The organism is Bradyrhizobium sp. 45 (assembly GCF_023073155.1).
GTDB classification, from domain to species: Bacteria; Pseudomonadota; Alphaproteobacteria; order Rhizobiales; family Xanthobacteraceae; genus Bradyrhizobium; species Bradyrhizobium canariense_D.
Window position 1 is genome coordinate 1 of record NZ_JADPIX010000051.1, and the last position, 16,514, is coordinate 16,514.

Sequence of the window (16,514 nt, forward strand, 5' to 3'; positions counted from 1 at the left end):
GGACGTGTCGGTCTACGTGCTCAACATGGGCCAGCCGGTGAAGATCGTCGATCTCGCCGAGCGCATGATCCGTCTCTCGGGCTTGCAACCCGGCTACGACATCGAGATCGTGTTCACGGGCATGCGGCCCGGCGAACGCCTGCACGAAATCCTGTTCGCCTCCGAGGAGCCGACGCGCGAGATCGGCGTCCCCGGCATCATGGCCGCGCAGCCGAACGAGCCGCCGATGCAGACGCTGCGCAAATGGATTGTGGCGCTGGAGCAGGCGATCGCGCGCGACGATCGGGCCACCATCAGGACCATCCTGAAGGACGCGATTCCGGAATTCGGGTCGACTGCGGCCTGACCATGCAGCCTCTAGGCAAGATCGTCGTCTCCTGTGCCGGTTCGATCGGCGTGTTGCTGTGCAACGCTATTCTGGCGGCGCAGCGATGAGCGAGATAAAGCCGGTCGCGCTGGTGACGGGGGCGAGCGGCTTCCTTGGCCGGCATGTCGTGCCTGCGCTGACGCGGGCGGGGTGGTCGGTCCGCCCAGCGGTGCGCAGCCCGAAGGGGACCGACAGCGAGGTCGTGATCGGATCGATCGGCCCCGAAACCGACTGGCAGGCCGCGCTTGCAGGCGTCGACGCCGTCGTCCATCTCGCCGCACGCGTGCATTACAAGAACGAGGAGCACGCGGTCGAGCTCTACCGCGACGTCAATGTCGAGGGCACACTGCACTTGGCGCGCCGTGCGGCGGAGGCCGGCGTGCGCCACTTCATCTTCATTAGCACCGTTCTCGTGCACGGCCGCAGCAATGACGGACGTGCGCCGTTCAGCGAGAGTGACCTCCCAACGCCGCATGGCCTCTACGGCACATCCAAGGCTGAAGCTGAGGCGGGCTTGAGGCTGCTGGCGCAGGACACTGATATGAAAATCTCGGTGATCAGGCCGCCGTTGATCTATGGCGCGCACGCCAAGGGCAATTTCCCGCTGCTGGCGCGCGCAGTCAGGCTGGGGCTACCTTTGCCCTTTGCGGCGATCCGCAATCGCCGCAACTTCCTTTCTGTGCAGAACCTGTCGTCTTTCATCCTTTACCGGCTCGGCCACCCCGACCCCACGAGCGATTTCGAGATATTCCTGCTCGCCGATAGGGAACGGGTCTCGACGCCCGAATTCATCGTTTGCCTGGCGAGAGCCTCCGGCAAGAGCGCCCGCCTATTCGGCATACCGCCAAACGTGCTCAGTACGGCCCTGCGCATGATGGGGCGTCAGGATATGAATGACGGCCTGATCGGCTCGCTCGAGCTCGACACCTCGAAGGCGATGGCGACCGGCTGGCAGCCGCAGGTCTCTCTCGACGAAGGGTTGCGGCTTGCGGTGTCGGCTCAGGATGCCTGAACGCGAGAGAAGCGCCGCAGCAGGAAAGCGGTCGCGGCCGCGCCCGCGAATAGGGAGACGAGCGTGATCGTCACCGAACCGGCGCGGACGCTGACGATGACAAGCGATGCCAGCATGAGATTGAGTGCGAACACCTCCCCGACCACCTGCGGGACCATGAACCCGTTGTCGGTGGCACGCTGATAGAAGTGTGTGCGGTGTGCCGACAAGAACGGCTCGCGCCGCGCGATGCGCCGGAACAGCGTGATGCTGGAATCCGCAAGATAGTAGGCGGGCAGCAGCAGCGCCGCAGCCATCTGCCCCTGCCGAGCGAGCTCGAGCAGGCACCAGCCGAGCAAGAGACCGATCGGCAGGCTGCCCACATCGCCCAGGAAGACCTTTGCGACTGGACGGTTGAATGGCGCAAAGCCGAGCATGGCGCCGCACAGCGCGGTGGCGATCAGCACGGCCGGCCATGAGAGATCGCTGAGGCATCCGAGCAGCAGCAGCGCTGCCGTCACCGGGACGACTTCGGCCACCGTCATCAGGTCGAGCCCGTCCATGAAATTAACGAGGTTCACGAACCAGACACCGGCGAGCAAGATGAGGCCGCGCTCCAGCGCGAGCGGCAGCACCGGCGCGATGCGCGCGGTCTCGGGCGCGGTGAACACCACCGCGCCGACGGCGGCGGCTTGCAGCACCAGCCGCACGAGCGCCGGCAGCGACACGACGTCGTCGGCAAAACCGACCAGTGCGATCCCGACCGTTGCAGCGACCAGCGCCGGCGGAAGCGCGACATCGGCCCAGGCCGACGAGGCCAAGGCGACGATCAGCGTCGCGGCGATCACCGCGATCCCGGCGCCCTGCGGGGTCGGAATGCGATGCGAGGACCTCGCATTCGGCCGCGCCAGTGCGTAGCTCTGGAGCAGAGGGCGGCTGGCAAGGGTGACGAACGCAGATATCAGCGCGGCGATTGCAAGGGCAAGCAGCAAGGGCGCGGCCGCCATCGCATGGGCGGCCGGACTCACTCCGGCACTCCGATCGGCGCCCAGCCCTGCGCGGCTTTCTCCGCGCTGAGGCCCCAGACCAGGCCGCCGAACGCGCCGAGGCCGAAGTCACGGAGGCAAGCCGAGGCCCCGGTGAGCGCCAAGTCGTCGCTGAGCAGCAGCTGCCAGGACATCAATCGACCCCACATAGAGATGCCGGCCTGCTTAAGACAAAACCCAATGCGATCATCTTTCATTCCTCCAGAGAAACTCCGCAAGAACTGCAGCGCCAGCGTGGGAACTACCTTGATTCACTTGAGCCCTGTAGCGCGTTCGGTCCCTCTGTTGCCTTCCGTAATATCGCCTTATGTGTGGGCGAGAACACGGCCGTATGCTTCAGCTGTGGGGAAGAAAACATGATTCGAACCATCGGTCGTGCGATGACCATCGTATCCGCATGGCTCATATTGAGCATATTGACGTTTTCTGACGGCGTGTCTGACTCGCTGATGATTGTTCAATTGATTTCCGAAGGATGGTAGGCAGGAAAAAGCTCCTTATTTCTTCCGGACACCCAATCGGCAAATAGACCCACCCACTCGTGGAGTCCTCGATCGGTCCGGCGCAATCCGTAAAACGGTCGATCGATCAAATTTCCATGGGCAAGTCCTGGTGTCAGCCAATCCACAGGGTACGGCTCAACAAAGAAGCCAGCCGCCCGAAACGATGCCACGGCCCGCGGCATATGATACGCAGACGTAACCAGCAACCAGTGTTCGCCTGGTTTCGGAACTGTAATAGCCTTTACAAGCTTTGCGTTCTCGAATGTGTTGCGAGATTCCCTTTCAATAACGATCCGCTCGGTAGGCAGTCCCAACCTAGCAAAAATACCTACGGCAAAATCCGCCTCGCGCGCCCCGTCTGTGAGGTTGGCGCTACCGCCCGTGAAAATGATGGGAATATTCGGATAGCGACGGCCGAGCTCGGCGGCAGCGACAAGGCGATCGGCTCCAGCTGGAAAGACTGCCGCTCCTCGGGCAGCCGAAAGAGCAGGGTCGATACTGCCACCCAACACGATCACCCCAGCCGGGGAGCCACGAGACTCGTCCCAATCAGGAAAGCGACTTTCCAATGGCTGCAGTAGCCAATATCCAAGTGGTGATAAACCGCATAAAACTAGAAGAATAGACGAAAGAACCAGCAGACGTCCGCCCAAGACCGACCAGCGACAAACGATGAGCAAGAGACCGGCCGAAGCGATCGCCACAATGAACGTCGATGGAGTGAGAAGCTCACCAACGGTCTTGGATAGAAAAAAATACATAGCGCACCAACTTTATGATCACACCAGGGTATCTAGTAAAATGGCCCGTCCGGCGCCATTTTCACCTAGGCAACTACACCTCGCCCGCCCCGCGCGGCTTCGACTGCTGTCAAGTGGGGCTGATGCCCTGAGATGCTTGCCAGTCTGCCGCTGATCAGGTCGCTCTGACGCAAGTGCCGGTGATCCTCCCTCGCTGTGTGGGATGATGCCCAGCGGTCGCTAGAGCGACCGAAAGCAGCGGTGTCCTGGCAAGGAACCTATGGATTTCCGCCAGTGCGGCACACGCATCGCTCCGGACCGCTCCGCACCTAGATGTTCGAGAGATTGCGCAGGTATGATGCGTAGTCGCCCTTGCCCATATCAGCTGCCAGTCGCTCAAGTTGGGCCCTGTCGATATAGCCTTGGCTGAACGCAACCTCCTCGGGGCAAGCGATGCGAAAGCCCTGCCTCTTCTCGACCGTTGCCACGAATTCCGCGGCATCAAGCAGGCTCTCGGGTGTCCCCGCGTCTAGCCACGCAAAGCCGCGTCCCAGTCGCTCAACGTGCAACTGGTCGCGATCGAGGTAGAGCTTGTTCAAGTCGGTAATCTCGAGTTCTCCCCGCCCCGAAGGTCTGATGGTCGAAGCCAAACTCGCCACTTGCTCGTCGTAGAAATAAAGACCCGTGACAGCGGAATTCGACTTGGGCTTCAGCGGCTTCTCCTCGATGGAGAGAGCCTTGCCGTCTTCACCGAATTCCACCACGCCGTAGCGGTTCGGATCGGCCACCTGATAGGCAAAGATGGTCGCACCGTGGGTCCTGGCCGTCGCGTTGGCCAGCAACTGGTGAAGCCCTTGGCCGAAGAAAATGTTGTCGCCGAGAATGAGCGCCGAGCGCGTGCCCTCGACAAAATCAGCACCGATGACGAATGCCTGCGCAAGTCCACCCGGCGTCGGCTGCGGGGCATAGGAAAGCGATAGGCCCCACCGGTTGCCGTCTCCCAGTAGGGCCTTGAAGTGAGGCAGGTCGTGCGGCGTTGAAATGATCAGGATCTCACGGATACCCGCGAGCATAAGGGTAGTGAGCGGATAGTAGATCATGGGCTTATCATAGACCGGCAACAACTGCTTCGAGGTCACCAGGGTCATCGGATACAGCCGCGTGCCGCTGCCGCCGGCAAGAATGATTCCTCTCATGATTGGCCTCCCTGTTCCTGCAAGATACGATCAAGGCAGTTGTCGAGTGATGTCTGCAGCGATGGCAGTCGGATATCGAAGACCGATTGCAGCCGCTCGGTTGAAAGCCGTGAATTCGCCGGACGAACGGCGCGGGCCGCATATTCAGACGAGGAGACCGGAATGATCTCGGCCGATCTAGCCGTTTCGGCCATATACCTTTTCGCGATCAGGCACCCAAAGTCGTACCAGGTGACGGCCTCGGAACCGACCATATGCGTTATTCCGGCATAGTCGGATTGCCAGCCTGTCCGGATCAGTCGGCGCCCCAGCGCGATTGTGGCGGCGGCGAGGTCCGCCGCGTAGGTTGGACAACCCGTCTGGTCATTGACGATCTTGGGGCGCTGCCCCTCAACGAGCTTGCGCCAGATCGTCTGCACGAAATTGCTTCCAAACGGTGCATATACCCAGGACGTCCGCAGGACAATTTGCCGGATGTTCACCGACATCACGGCTCGCTCTCCCTCCAGCTTCGAACGTCCGTAAACGTTCTGCGGATTAGGAGCGTCCTGCTCCTTGTAGGGACCGGACTTTGTTCCGTCGAAGACGTAATCGGTCGAGAAGTGGATGATAGGAACCTTCTCGCTCGCAGCAGCCGCGGCGACTTCCCTTGCGCCGTCCCGGTTGATCGCAAAAGCCACGCCCGGCTCGTCTTCGGCCCTGTCAACCGCAGTATAGGCGGCTGCGTTGACGACGATGTCAGGGCGAAACTTTGCAATTGCCGCCGCTACCACTCCGGGCTGCAGCAGATCCACCTCGGGACGGCCGACGGACTGGAGAACGAGGTCAGTCTCCCAGACAGCGGCTTCGCGCAACGATCTGGCGATCTGGCCTGCACGACCGACGACGAAAAGCCTCATGAGCCGTCTTTTCCGATCAGACCCAGCCGCTTGCCACCGTAGACCCGGTCCCGTAAAGGGCGCCACCAATCGGCCCGGTCCATGTACCAGCGCACCGTCTTCTCAATGCCCGTTTCGAATGTCTCGTCGGCGCGCCAGCCGAGCTCGCCTTCCAGCTTTGTCGCATCGATCGCATAGCGCAGATCGTGCCCAGGGCGATCCTTGACGAACGAAATCAGGTCATGGTGCGAGGTGTCGGCCGGACGCAGCCCATCTAGCAAAGAGCAGATCTGTCGCACCACGTCCAGATTGGTCCTTTCGTTGCGTCCGCCCACGTTGTAGGTCTCGCCCGGACGCCCCTTGGTCAGAATTGTCGCGAGCGCGCGCGCGTGATCTGCGACGTAGAGCCAATCGCGAACGTTCAATCCGTTTCCGTAGACCGGCAGCGCCTTCCCCTCGAGCGCATTGAGTATCATCAGGGGAATGAGCTTCTCGGGAAATTGGTAGGGACCGTAATTATTAGAGCAGTTCGAAACAATCACCGGCAGACCGTAGGTGCGGTGCCATGCCTTCGCCAGATGGTCGGAGCCGGCCTTGCTGGCGGAATAGGGAGAGCTGGGGTCATAAGGTGTCATCTCTGTGAAGGCGCCTTCCGCGCCCAAGGATCCATAGACCTCGTCGGTCGACACGTGCACGAAGCGGAACGACTGAGCGACGCTCGGACTGCGCTCGACATAGCGACGCGACACGTCCAGCAGGGTAAAGGTTCCGAGGACGTTCGTTCGAACGAAGACCTCTGAATGCCCGATCGAACGGTCGACATGGGTTTCGGCGGCGAGGTGAACGACTGCGCCCGGCTCATATTTCTGGAAAACCGATTCTACGGCATCTCGATCGCAGATATCGCCCTTTTCAAAGGCATATCGCGGGCTATCTGCAACCGGAGCGAGCGAGGCCAGATTGCCCGCATAGCTCAGGGTATCCAGCACGACCACGTCGAGCCCGAGGCCGGAGATGAAATGACGGCAGACTTCCGATCCGATGAACCCAGCCCCGCCAGTCACAAGAACCCGCATGATCACCTACAACTTCAGTGGGAGCGCCGTGAGAGTTCGCCCAGACGCGGAAGATTACCATCTTTGTCCGACAAGGTCGCTTCGGTCGAAGGGATGCCCCAATCAATCTGGAGCGCGGGGTCGTCCCAAGCGATCCCCCGTTCATGACTCGGCGAATAATAATCGGTCGTCTTATAGATGACCTCGCAATTAGCGTCTAGCGTGATATAGCCGTGCGCGAACCCGGGCGGCACCCAGAGTTGCTGCCAATTGGCCTCCGACAGCTCGATGGCGACATGCATCCCATAGGTCGGGGAGATCTCGCGAAGGTCGACGGCGACGTCGCGGATCGCCCCTCTCGAGCACCTCACGAGCTTCCCCTGCGCCCGAGGTTCCATTTGATAGTGCAGACCGCGTACGACTCCCCTGCGTTTCGTGACCACGTGGTTGTCCTGCACGAAAGCCGCACCGACACCATGGGCTGCCAAGAGATCGGCGCGAAATGTTTCCGAGAACGAGCCACGTTCGTCGACATGCCGCAGCGGGGTCAACAGCAGCACGTCCGGAATACTCAAACGTTCGATTTTCATGGATATTGTCCAGCGAGGTTGAGGGAGTTCCGTGGCTGCCGGGACAGCCGTCAAATCCGGCCAAAGATCGCCGCAAGATTGAGTGCAAGGTTCTCGATGGCCGTCTGCCGATAGACCCCCGAACGCCAAAGTAGCCACAATCGCATGGGCAGCCAAGCGGTTCGAGCCCTGGCAAACAGGTCCAGGATCGCAACGTTCTCCGGGCGCATCTGGTCACGAACCTGATTGAGCAGTTTCAGATTAATCTCGTTCCATTGGGCCATCTGCCCGGACGCCAGGCTGAGCGCTCTTGTCAGGCGCGCCTGGATACCGACGTTTTTTCCGAACACGTTCTCCCCGTGCTGCCGGTAGGCCAGGCTGGGTCGCTGATCGAAGTGTACGCGCCCCCCAACCCCGGTAATGACCTGATACGTCCACCAATCGTGCGCAACCATTGACGCCTCTGGCGGCGTCTTCTGCAGCGCCAATCGGGCTGCCCGGTTGAAGATCATGGTGTTGCCACCGCCCAGATTCTGAACCAACGCGTTGGCGAATCCCGGCGCGCGAGCGAACTCTCGCGAAAACCCTATCGATTCTCCCTGCCGGGTGACGAGCTGGGTACGCGTGCAGAAAAGCGCTGGCTCGTCTTGCGGAATCTGCTCGAACCAGGCGACGGCGTCCGCCAGCTTGTGATCGAACCAGACGTCGTCCTGGTCGCTGTAACCGAACAAGTCACCCGAAGCCTCCGGGCTCCTGACCAGCGAGGCAAAGTTCTGCCAGAAGCCCAGTTGCGGACCACGAAGCACAACCACCCGCTGTGATACGGATTTCGCGAATTCGTCGACCAACGCCAACGTCCCGTCGGTCGAGCCGTCGTCCGATAAGATGAGCTCCCAGTTTGGATAAGTCTGGGCACGATAGGATTCAAGCTGCTGGCTGATGAACTCGGCTCCATTTCGAGCTGCGAGCATGATCGTGATTTTGGAACGCTTGGACAATTGAACTTCCCCTCCCGTGCAGGCAGCCGGGGACTCACTTTAAAATTGGCCGGAGCGCCCGAAATGAGACGTGCCTACGTAACAAATCGTGGCGACGCTTTCCACGCCCTTGTTCGCCTCCGGCGGCGCAACCCGGGCAGACCCGAGGCCGCAACTCGGCTGCTCTAAGCGGAAAGTGGCTGTGATTGCTTCCTGGCGACGTAGTCGCGCAGCACGGCGCACACGAGTCCAGCCGCTAGCCCCATGACGATGCCAAAGACGATGATGAGAGCTAGGCTCACTCTCCCGATCATGGCCGACGAAATCTTTCCTATCATTTCAGTCGGAGACGTCTGATATTTGACGCGTCGCAGCAGCAGGAATCTCTGGTGATCGATCTCCCTTATTTCCTTAGCATTCCTTTCCATGGCCGATGCAACCGATGCTAAAGCCGACCATCCATCATCTGCGCCCGAATTGCCCGCCGACGAATACGTCTTCTGCAGATTCGATTGCACTTCGCGCAGGCCCGCAAGCTCATTTGCATATTGCTGTGCCAGGAGCTCGGCTTCCGAGCGAGCCCCCAGCATCAGCTCTCCATGTACGGATTTTAGTCGATCAAAGATCGCAGTTACGACACGCGTTGCCTTGTCCGCGACAGGGGCCCGCGCGGTGATGCGGATCATCCCCGTCGACGGGAGGGGATCAATCCGTACTCCCGAGACCAAAGCGCTCTCCGAATCGAGGCCGGCTTCCTCCAAGGCCTCCTGCAGGAACGACTTTATGCGCATCCGCTCCTGCACATCCTGAAGCGTCTCGATGAGCCGCGGGGACCCCGCGAAGGCATCATAGACCTGACCGACGCGGATCGTGGCCTGGGCCTCCCACTGCGGCTTGATTTGGCTCAGAGTCACAATTGCGATCACCGCCACGATCACGAAGGTCGCGACTGCCCACCTCCATTGACGAACGAACAGCTGCAGGTGGTCGTTTGGTTCGATGCCCTCCGGGCGAGCGACGGCTTTTGCAGGCACCGATGCGTCTTCGTGAACCGTCATCAATCAGCTTCCTTCAATCCTTCACGCACACCACCAGGGAGAAAATGCCCGGCGAGCGGGATCATCAAACACAGCGCCACGAACCCGAAATTCGTCCAGGTGAAGGCCTGCGGAGCGAAAGGCGACATGACGGACACGTAGGCAATACGAAGAAAAATCAGGAGGCGCCAGACGGAGATACTTCCTCGCAGCAGCACGATGCTCCACAGCAGCATGCAATAAAGCAGAAACACGCTGAGGAGGGCGCCGCTCCATCCGGCAGCCATCAGGAATGGGAAGAACTCCGTGCCGACATTGATCGTCGGCGCATCCAAGGGGATGTCGGTCCCGAGCGTCTCTACCGATCCACTGAAAGGAATAACCTGGTTGAGCAGAAAGTTCGCATTGTGATAGTTCTTTGCCAAAATGGAAGAGAAGTTGTAGACGCCGGCGCTCACATAGAGCAGCAGCCACTTCACGCCTTCCGGAGAGCTCTCGAACAAGCCGCTCAAGGGCAGGTTGAGACGGCTCAATGGCCCTGATCGAACCGTTCCCAACAATGAAAAAGCAACCAGCCCTCCGAACAGGAGAGACACGATGATTTTCCAGGAAAGCAGCGCCGACTTCTTCTGCAGCAGAAGGAACGTCAGCACCAGCGAGAACACGGCCGCGAACAGACGGTTGCGATCGATCACGAGGATGGGGAAGATCAGGCCGATCGCCACAAGCGCGATACGAACAGCCGTGCTTCTGAAACAGAGCAATGCGAGCGGTGGCAAAATCCAGCTCAAATTCGAGATGTGGCGGACGTGATTGCGGCCGTTCTCGAAGCTGGCATACGAGGAGGGATCGACGATGAGAGGGATCGGGAAAGCGGTCAAGTCGACGACGCAGAACCCGGCCACGAGCCAGCAAAGGGCGGCAGCGACCACCCCCTGAGGCGTTCCCGCAAAATCCATAGGCTGAAACGACTGCAGCGGCGGCAAACGAATGTCCAGGATGAAGTCCAGCACGACTATGCCGACGGCGGCCGTCGCGAAGAACAGCACGCCTCCGAACATGGCGAGCGAAAATTCAAAGCTGACGACCATCACCGACAACGCCAGCAGGATCGGCAACGCCAGATAGAACGATGGATATCGTAGCGCCTCGTTCACCGTTTCGTTTCCCTGCCGGGCCGTGCTAAACTGCCGTGGAGTGAAGAGCGATCTCGTAGGCGTCGTGCACCGCCGTACTGCCACCGAACTCTTCCTTCTGAGTGACCAAGCCCTCGTTCAGCACTCGACCGTTGTCTTCATTTGAAATACCGAAATCAAAGAAACGACTAGAGCTGCGATAACGCTCTATGAGAACATCAAATAAACCGTCCAGCGCGCCGACATCACGTCCCTCGGGACTTGCCGCGATATATTGCGCGTGCGCCACCCTCGCGGTTTCAAACATGACCACGCCCCCCAATATCGCGTCGCCGGCCTGCGCAGTGAAGAGCCGAATCGCGTTTGGGAAGCGCTCGGCAAGATAGGCGATTTCTCCAGCGGTATGGGTCGGCGCTACAGCGTACTTAACCGAAAGCGCCTCCGAAAGCACGGTCCAGTATGCCTGCCAAGCCCTGCTCTCTGCGAACGTAATTTTCGCTTTAGCGGCTTTCTTGACGCCCCTCTGACGCCGCTTTGATCGAGGCCCCGGCGCGCCGTAGTCAATCGTGGTCGTCACATCGCGACGCACCAGTCTCGCGTCGTGGCGGAATAGCGCGTATAAATCCTCCTGCGCAGGCGAGCGGTGATAGATAAGCGGCAGAGGCTTGTAGACAAACCGCTTGATTCCGCGATCACGGAGATCGGCCAACAGCAGCTGCCACATCGCAAGAACGCGAACTGACGTAGCACGTTGATCGAGCACAAGACCGCCGAACGTCAACCCTTGGTGCGAGTAGAGCGTGTCGCCCGATAAATTAGCAGGCAACAATGCGATCGGCGTCTGCTCGCAGAGAAAGAGATAGGATGAGTCATGGAATCGATCCGCATGATATTCCATGAAGTTCCGGTCGAAAAAAAAGTGACCGTTCTTTGCCTGAGCGTTAAGCGCGTTCCATGACTCCCGATATTGTGGGTCATAGTTGACTAACTGGATCATTCGCCCTTGACCCTACAGAAACGGGTCGCAGAGACCTTGCGCGGTTCAGCAGGATTGCCCTGGTATATCAAATTGGGCTCCGTCGAAGACGCAATACTTGCAGCCATGGCGATGTAGTTGTCGCGAGCTATGTCGACATTGTTTCCGATTGCAGCGTTAACGCCGAAATAGGAATAGGCGCCAAGCTTGCAGAAGCCGGATACGACGACGTGCGAGGTGACGAAAACGTGGTCCTCGATACTCGAGCGATGACCGATGTGATTGCCGCTCCACAAAATAACGTTGTTGCCAATGGTAACGAAGGCTTGGAGCGTGTTGTCTTCAAGCACGAAACAGTTTTCGCCGATCTTTACGTTGTGCCAAACGAAGGCGCGCGAACTGACATAGCTCGCAAGCGTATAACCTCTCGTTTTCATCAGGTCATAATGCCGCGCACGCACTCGGTTCAGCTGAGCATCGCCAATGGCGACAAACGCCGTCACTTGGTCGGACGGAAATCGCTCGTTGACGGCTTCAATGTCGACCAGTGGCAGCCCCTCAAACGTATCACCCCGGATGTAATCTTTACCGATCGCGAAGCCGACCGGCTGGTATGGGGAGTCATGCAGGAAATATTCGTATGCCATGGAGGCTATTTCACCGTTTCCGATGATGAGCAACGGCTTACGTTCGGTTTTTGCATTCATGGCTTTCTCACAAGAAGGTCGTCGCGGCGATTGGCCATTGGGAGATTGGCAGGCTGAGGAACCAAATACGCGTCGCAGCCTGCGCCTTGCGCGCGCGCAATAAGGCCGGACAGCACGGAGTCGTCGATCAGCCCAAGCGGAACGCCGGCCGGAAGCGGCGGGAGATCATCTCTCCCGGTGAATTCGCGATGGAAACGGATTCCGGCGACGCTTGTGAAAAACCGCTTTCGTTTGGATGCATTCGGGATATCCCCTAGCATTATCTCACCACCATCAGCGAGAAGTGAGATCATGACATCCATTACGTGAAACGGATTGGTTTCCGAGAAGAGGTACTGCAGGACGCTGTAGCTTAGAATCGCATCCACCGGACCATCTGCTTCGCGTCGAACCTCCTCGACATTTCGAGGGAAGAAGCCAGTAACTTTATGAACGTGGGGACGGTCAGGTAGCTGATCCAGCATCTCGGCGGAATCGACGAGGACTAGGCGATGCCCATTTCGCTCGCAAAGATCAATAAGCATCCGGGGCAGGTTCGCACAACCAGGTCCGACATCGACTATAACTTTATTGCGGCTCTCGAGATTTGGCAGTTTCCGGCAAATGTCCTGGAAAATCGCCTGCTCAAAATTCTCACGATACTGCACAGGAAATCCAATCCGCTCGTGAACTGACAAATGCGGATTAGAGGCAAGTTTCCGGAAGCTCTCATAATCGAGCGCGACGGCCGCCAAATCGATGTTGCGCGAACTTTCGAGATCATCGTCCTTCAAGGCGCATCCCCAATCCATAAAATCTAGCCACGACGAACTCGCTCGCACGCCCCCACAACCCAGGGATTTTACTACTAACGTTCTGACCATCCAGCAAGCGTCGGGCCAGTCGGGGCCCGTTCGTTCCGGAACTCCTGCTGGGGGATCCGCGCGGGATGACGCTTACCAAAAGGTACTAGATGGATGAACCCAAACGTGTAACTTTTCGGCCTGCCCGATGCCAAATTGCAACACAATGGGGGTTAGAGCGGAACAATCGACGAATCTGGCCTGCACGGTTTGGTGGCTTGTAGAGGGGGGCGCGGATCGCTAAAAGCGTTACAGCATGGGCTTCCGATTGGAAGCAATTGCAGCAGCTCCCATCCTGTCTTTCACCGAGATACCCGCATGAAGTGGCAAAAGCTCGGCGTTATCTTCAACGTCGATCAACGGTCGGAATGGATGCATTCGCATGCATATGTTCCTACGGCCTACCAGCCCGACAGCAGCCGCATACGAGTGTTCCTCGCTTTTCGCGACAAGAATCAAGTGGGAAGGATGGGCTGGATCGATGTTAAGGCCGACGACCCGACCTGTGTTCTTGCGGTTTCCGAAAATCCTTGTCTAGACGTCGGGCGCAGTGGTGCCTTCGACGACAACGGTGTCACCCCGCTTTCAGTAGTATCGGAAGGCGCGCAGCTCCGCATGTACTATGCCGGCTGGCAATTGACCCCCCGTGCGCGGTACATGCTCTTCACTGGACTCGCGCTTAGCGTTGATGGCGGCAATAGCTTTGTTCGCTATCAGGAAACTCCTGTGCTCGACCGTGGGCCTCAAGAGTTTCTGGTAAGATCAGGCGCCTACGTGATGCACGACTCTGGCAGTGGTCTGTGGAAGGTGTGGTACGCGGCCAGTTCCGACCTGATTGATCACGCCGGGAAAGAAACTCCGATGTATCCGATGGCATATGCCGAGTCGGTCGATGGGATACATTGGCCGCAGTCCGGGAGGATCGTATTAAAGCTTGAAGGATCAGAGTTTGGTTTTGGACGGCCGTTTATCCGCAAGACCAGAGGCGCTTACGAACTGTGGTATTCGGTCAGATCGCATACGCAGACCTATCGAATTGGCTACGCAAAGTCGGATGACGGGCTTCAGTGGGTTAGACGCGATGCCGAAGGCGAGCTAGCTCCTTCGGAAGCAGGCTGGGATTCGGACATGACCGGCTTCCCATCGATCATTGAGAACGAGCATGGAACTTTCATGTTCTACAACGGCAACGGCTTCGGTCTCACTGGTGTTGGAGTCGCGCGCCAAGTGAGCTGACCGATCCAGAGCAACTTGAAATTGGTTGAACCAGCGACAGCGGTGCTCGTTTGCGCCCGGCGACAAGCAGAACGGCCGTTGCGTCGGAAAGCTAGTTTGCCCTAAACGACTGAAGCCATGGAACTTGCGGCCCTAAGCCCCCCAAAGACCAGAGCGTTCCAGGCTGCATCGATGTAGCGACCTTCGAGGTAAGCAATCTTCGCCGCAATTAACCGTCCTTGGGCCCTGAGCAATATCCGATATTGCTCGTTGAACTTGATAACATTGCGATTCACCGCATCAGCCATATTGCGAAGATTGGCGATGCGCTTTGCCCTGTCTCTCGTCTTGCTGGTATTGGTCCCGTGAAGCCGGTAGGCTCCCACTTTTACGTCGATGAAACCTATTGCCCCAAGGGCGGCTAGGCGAAGAAAGAAGTCCCAATCGTCGATCAGGAAGTCCTCATTCCACCCTTCAGCGACGTCGAGCCCTTGCGCTCGAAGTAGAGGAACCGGACCCCCAATAGCCCATCGAGAAATGATCTCACGCCGAATACCCTCATCAGTCCCGTAGCGACTCTTGTCAACGTTGAACAGACCGACCATCGCGCTGTCGTGCACGACCCGCTCTTCATCGTCGACAACAATACAGTCAGCGACAACCGCAAGCTTCTTTGGGTTGGCCTCGAGATAACTGACCAGCGGGGACGTGCCTTCAGGCAGGTAGTAGTCATCGCTAGCCCCAAGCCGAAGGTACGTCCCAGTGGCAAGAGCCCTCAGCTCATTCAATGTCGCACCAACGCCTTTATTTTCTCGATCGACATAGCGGATATCCAACAATGATTTGCGTCTCGCGATCCAGTCGGCGATGAGCTGCGCCGTTCGATCCGTCGAGCCATCGTTAATGACCACCAACTGCTTCGAGGGATACTTGTCGAACAATACACTATCGAGGCATTTCTCGATGAATCGCTCATGGTTGTAGGCGGGTATCAGAAACGAGACCAACGGAAGCCCCGCCGGCGGATTCGATCCCGCTTGCTCCGGACTGGCACTCATCACACTGACACCTTTCCCGTGCTTAGCAGGAATCCGACTGGACATGAACGGGCGCGGCAACGAACCGACCGCAGCACCCATGCCGGTCGCAGTGACGGCTCGCCTGAATTGAACCTAGAACTCGCAGCATGCGGCTATGACTTCTCCGACCTGCTCGGACCGCAGCGTCGGCCCGAGAGGCAAGCTGAGAACCTCGCGGTGAAGCCTCTCCGAGACGGGAAGCGACAGATCATGGAGGTCTGGATAGGCCTTCTGCAGGTGCGGAGCGACTGGGTAGTGAATGAGCGTCTGGATCTCTCGGGACGCGAGATGACGCTGCAACGCCTCGCGCTGCTCGCATTGCACGACGAAGACATGCCAGACGTGGGTGGCTGGATCTCCCGCGACGAAGGGAAGCTGGATTTTTGGATTCTTGATGCCCTCCAGATACGCGGTGGCAATTCGCCGGCGTGACGCGATCTCGTCATCGATATATTTCAGCTTGACGCGCAGCATGGCTGCCTGAATCTCGTCCAACCGGGAATTTATGCCCTCGCATTCGTGGTAGTATTTAACTTTCGAACCATAGTTGCGAAGCGCGCGGAGCCGCTCGGCCAAACCGTCATCATTCGTCAGGACCGCGCCGGCATCACCCAGAGCGCCCAGGTTCTTGGTCGGGAAGAAGCTGAAAGCCGCCGCGTCACCGAACGCGCCGGCCTTTACGCCGCCTCGCAACGCACCATGGGCCTGTGCGGCATCTTCAATGAGCAGGATATCGCTCGCCCGCGCGATCGCAGCCAGCTCCGGCATGGCGGCCAATTGTCCGTAGAGATGCACGGCCATGATGGCGCGGGTCTTCGGACCTATCGCTCGCGAAACGCGCTCCGGATCGATGTTGAAGGTGCGCGGATCCGGCTCGACGAGCACAGGCTTCAGCCGATTCTGCGTGATCGCCAGGATGGTCGCGATGAAGGTATTGGCAGGCACGATGATCTCGTCACCCTCGGACATCCTGCCAAGCGCGATGTAGGCGCGCAATGTCAGGATCAGCGCATCGAGGCCGTTCCCGACGCCGATGCAGAAGCGAGACCCGCAGTAGTCCGAGAATTCGCGCTCGAACGAGTTGAGTTCCTCGCCGAGGATATACCACCCTGACTCGATCACGCGCGACGCAGCGGCTTTGAGCTCGTCCATGTATGGCGCGTTAGCCTTTTGCAGGCTGAGAAACGGAACGCTCATTTC

At 58.9% G+C, this 16,514-nt stretch carries 18 protein-coding genes; 3 read left to right on the forward strand and 15 right to left on the reverse strand.

What is annotated here, in order from left to right; all coding sequences use genetic code 11:
* On the forward strand, window positions 1-346 hold a 346-nt coding region (locus IVB42_RS08735; protein WP_247469980.1), incomplete at its 5' end, for a polysaccharide biosynthesis protein.
* A gap of 85 nt (window positions 347-431) precedes the next feature.
* The gene (locus tag IVB42_RS08740; RefSeq protein WP_247469982.1) at window positions 432-1,379 is read left to right on the forward strand and encodes an NAD-dependent epimerase/dehydratase family protein; all 948 of its coding nucleotides are present in this window, start codon (window positions 432-434) and stop codon (window positions 1,377-1,379) included.
* Here IVB42_RS08740 and IVB42_RS08745 read toward each other — a convergent pair.
* The 13 genes from IVB42_RS08745 to IVB42_RS08805 all read right to left on the reverse strand — a co-directional run bounded on the left by IVB42_RS08745 (window position 1,367) and on the right by IVB42_RS08805 (window position 12,951).
* The gene (locus IVB42_RS08745; protein ID WP_247469984.1) at window positions 1,367-2,386 is read right to left on the reverse strand and encodes a glycosyltransferase family 4 protein; all 1,020 of its coding nucleotides are present in this window, start codon (window positions 2,384-2,386) and stop codon (window positions 1,367-1,369) included. The two genes, IVB42_RS08740 and IVB42_RS08745, sit on opposite strands and share 13 nt — an antisense overlap.
* Window positions 2,383-2,601 carry a hypothetical protein gene (locus IVB42_RS08750; RefSeq protein WP_247469985.1) on the reverse strand — a complete coding sequence of 73 codons (219 nt, stop codon included), beginning with the start codon at window positions 2,599-2,601 and terminating at the stop codon, window positions 2,383-2,385. Before IVB42_RS08750 ends, IVB42_RS08745 begins: the two co-directional genes overlap by 4 nt.
* Before the next feature lie 260 nt (window positions 2,602-2,861).
* Window positions 2,862-3,668, reverse strand: a complete 807-nt coding sequence (locus IVB42_RS08755) for a YdcF family protein (protein WP_247469986.1) — start codon at window positions 3,666-3,668, stop codon at window positions 2,862-2,864.
* Window positions 3,669-3,976: 308 nt separating this feature from the next.
* Window positions 3,977-4,843: a glucose-1-phosphate thymidylyltransferase RfbA gene (rfbA, locus tag IVB42_RS08760; protein ID WP_247469987.1), complete on the reverse strand. Its 867-nt coding sequence runs from the start codon at window positions 4,841-4,843 to the stop codon at window positions 3,977-3,979.
* The gene (gene rfbD / locus IVB42_RS08765; RefSeq protein ID WP_247469988.1) at window positions 4,840-5,742 is read right to left on the reverse strand and encodes a dTDP-4-dehydrorhamnose reductase; all 903 of its coding nucleotides are present in this window, start codon (window positions 5,740-5,742) and stop codon (window positions 4,840-4,842) included. The genes rfbA and rfbD overlap by 4 nt, the downstream gene beginning before the upstream one ends.
* Window positions 5,739-6,797 (reverse strand): dTDP-glucose 4,6-dehydratase, encoded by a 1,059-nt coding sequence (gene rfbB / locus IVB42_RS08770; RefSeq protein WP_247470071.1) that lies wholly within the window; start codon window positions 6,795-6,797, stop codon window positions 5,739-5,741. Before rfbB ends, rfbD begins: the two co-directional genes overlap by 4 nt.
* Window positions 6,798-6,811: 14 nt before the next feature.
* Window positions 6,812-7,366: a dTDP-4-dehydrorhamnose 3,5-epimerase gene (gene rfbC, locus IVB42_RS08775; RefSeq protein WP_247469989.1), complete on the reverse strand. Its 555-nt coding sequence runs from the start codon at window positions 7,364-7,366 to the stop codon at window positions 6,812-6,814.
* A 50-nt stretch (window positions 7,367-7,416) separates the two neighbouring features.
* Window positions 7,417-8,343, reverse strand: a complete 927-nt coding sequence (locus tag IVB42_RS08780; protein ID WP_247469990.1) for a glycosyltransferase family 2 protein — start codon at window positions 8,341-8,343, stop codon at window positions 7,417-7,419.
* A 164-nt stretch (window positions 8,344-8,507) separates the two neighbouring features.
* Complete coding sequence (locus IVB42_RS08785) at window positions 8,508-9,380, reverse strand: hypothetical protein (RefSeq protein WP_247469991.1); 873 nt, start codon at window positions 9,378-9,380, stop codon at window positions 8,508-8,510.
* Window positions 9,380-10,516, reverse strand: coding sequence for a hypothetical protein (locus IVB42_RS08790; RefSeq protein WP_247469993.1), 1,137 nt, complete (start codon window positions 10,514-10,516; stop codon window positions 9,380-9,382). Before IVB42_RS08790 ends, IVB42_RS08785 begins: the two co-directional genes overlap by 1 nt.
* 25 nt (window positions 10,517-10,541) lie before the next feature.
* Window positions 10,542-11,492 (reverse strand): GNAT family N-acetyltransferase, encoded by a 951-nt coding sequence (locus IVB42_RS08795; protein ID WP_247469994.1) that lies wholly within the window; start codon window positions 11,490-11,492, stop codon window positions 10,542-10,544.
* On the reverse strand, window positions 11,489-12,178 hold the full coding sequence (locus IVB42_RS08800; protein WP_247469995.1) for an acetyltransferase: 690 nt from the start codon (window positions 12,176-12,178) through the stop codon (window positions 11,489-11,491). The genes IVB42_RS08795 and IVB42_RS08800 overlap by 4 nt, the downstream gene beginning before the upstream one ends.
* Window positions 12,175-12,951, reverse strand: a complete 777-nt coding sequence (locus IVB42_RS08805; protein ID WP_247469996.1) for a class I SAM-dependent methyltransferase — start codon at window positions 12,949-12,951, stop codon at window positions 12,175-12,177. The genes IVB42_RS08800 and IVB42_RS08805 overlap by 4 nt, the downstream gene beginning before the upstream one ends.
* A 387-nt stretch (window positions 12,952-13,338) precedes the next feature.
* On the opposite strand from IVB42_RS08805, the gene IVB42_RS08810 reads away from it, so the two are divergent.
* Window positions 13,339-14,256, forward strand: coding sequence for a glucosyl hydrolase (locus IVB42_RS08810; RefSeq protein ID WP_247469997.1), 918 nt, complete (start codon window positions 13,339-13,341; stop codon window positions 14,254-14,256).
* Window positions 14,257-14,357: 101 nt separating this feature from the next.
* On the opposite strand, the gene IVB42_RS08815 is transcribed toward IVB42_RS08810, so the two are convergent.
* Window positions 14,358-15,374: a glycosyltransferase family 2 protein gene (locus IVB42_RS08815; RefSeq protein ID WP_247469998.1), complete on the reverse strand. Its 1,017-nt coding sequence runs from the start codon at window positions 15,372-15,374 to the stop codon at window positions 14,358-14,360.
* 33 nt (window positions 15,375-15,407) lie between these two features.
* Complete coding sequence (locus IVB42_RS08820) at window positions 15,408-16,511, reverse strand: DegT/DnrJ/EryC1/StrS family aminotransferase (RefSeq protein ID WP_247469999.1); 1,104 nt, start codon at window positions 16,509-16,511, stop codon at window positions 15,408-15,410.
* Between the last annotated feature and the right edge of the window lie 3 nt (window positions 16,512-16,514).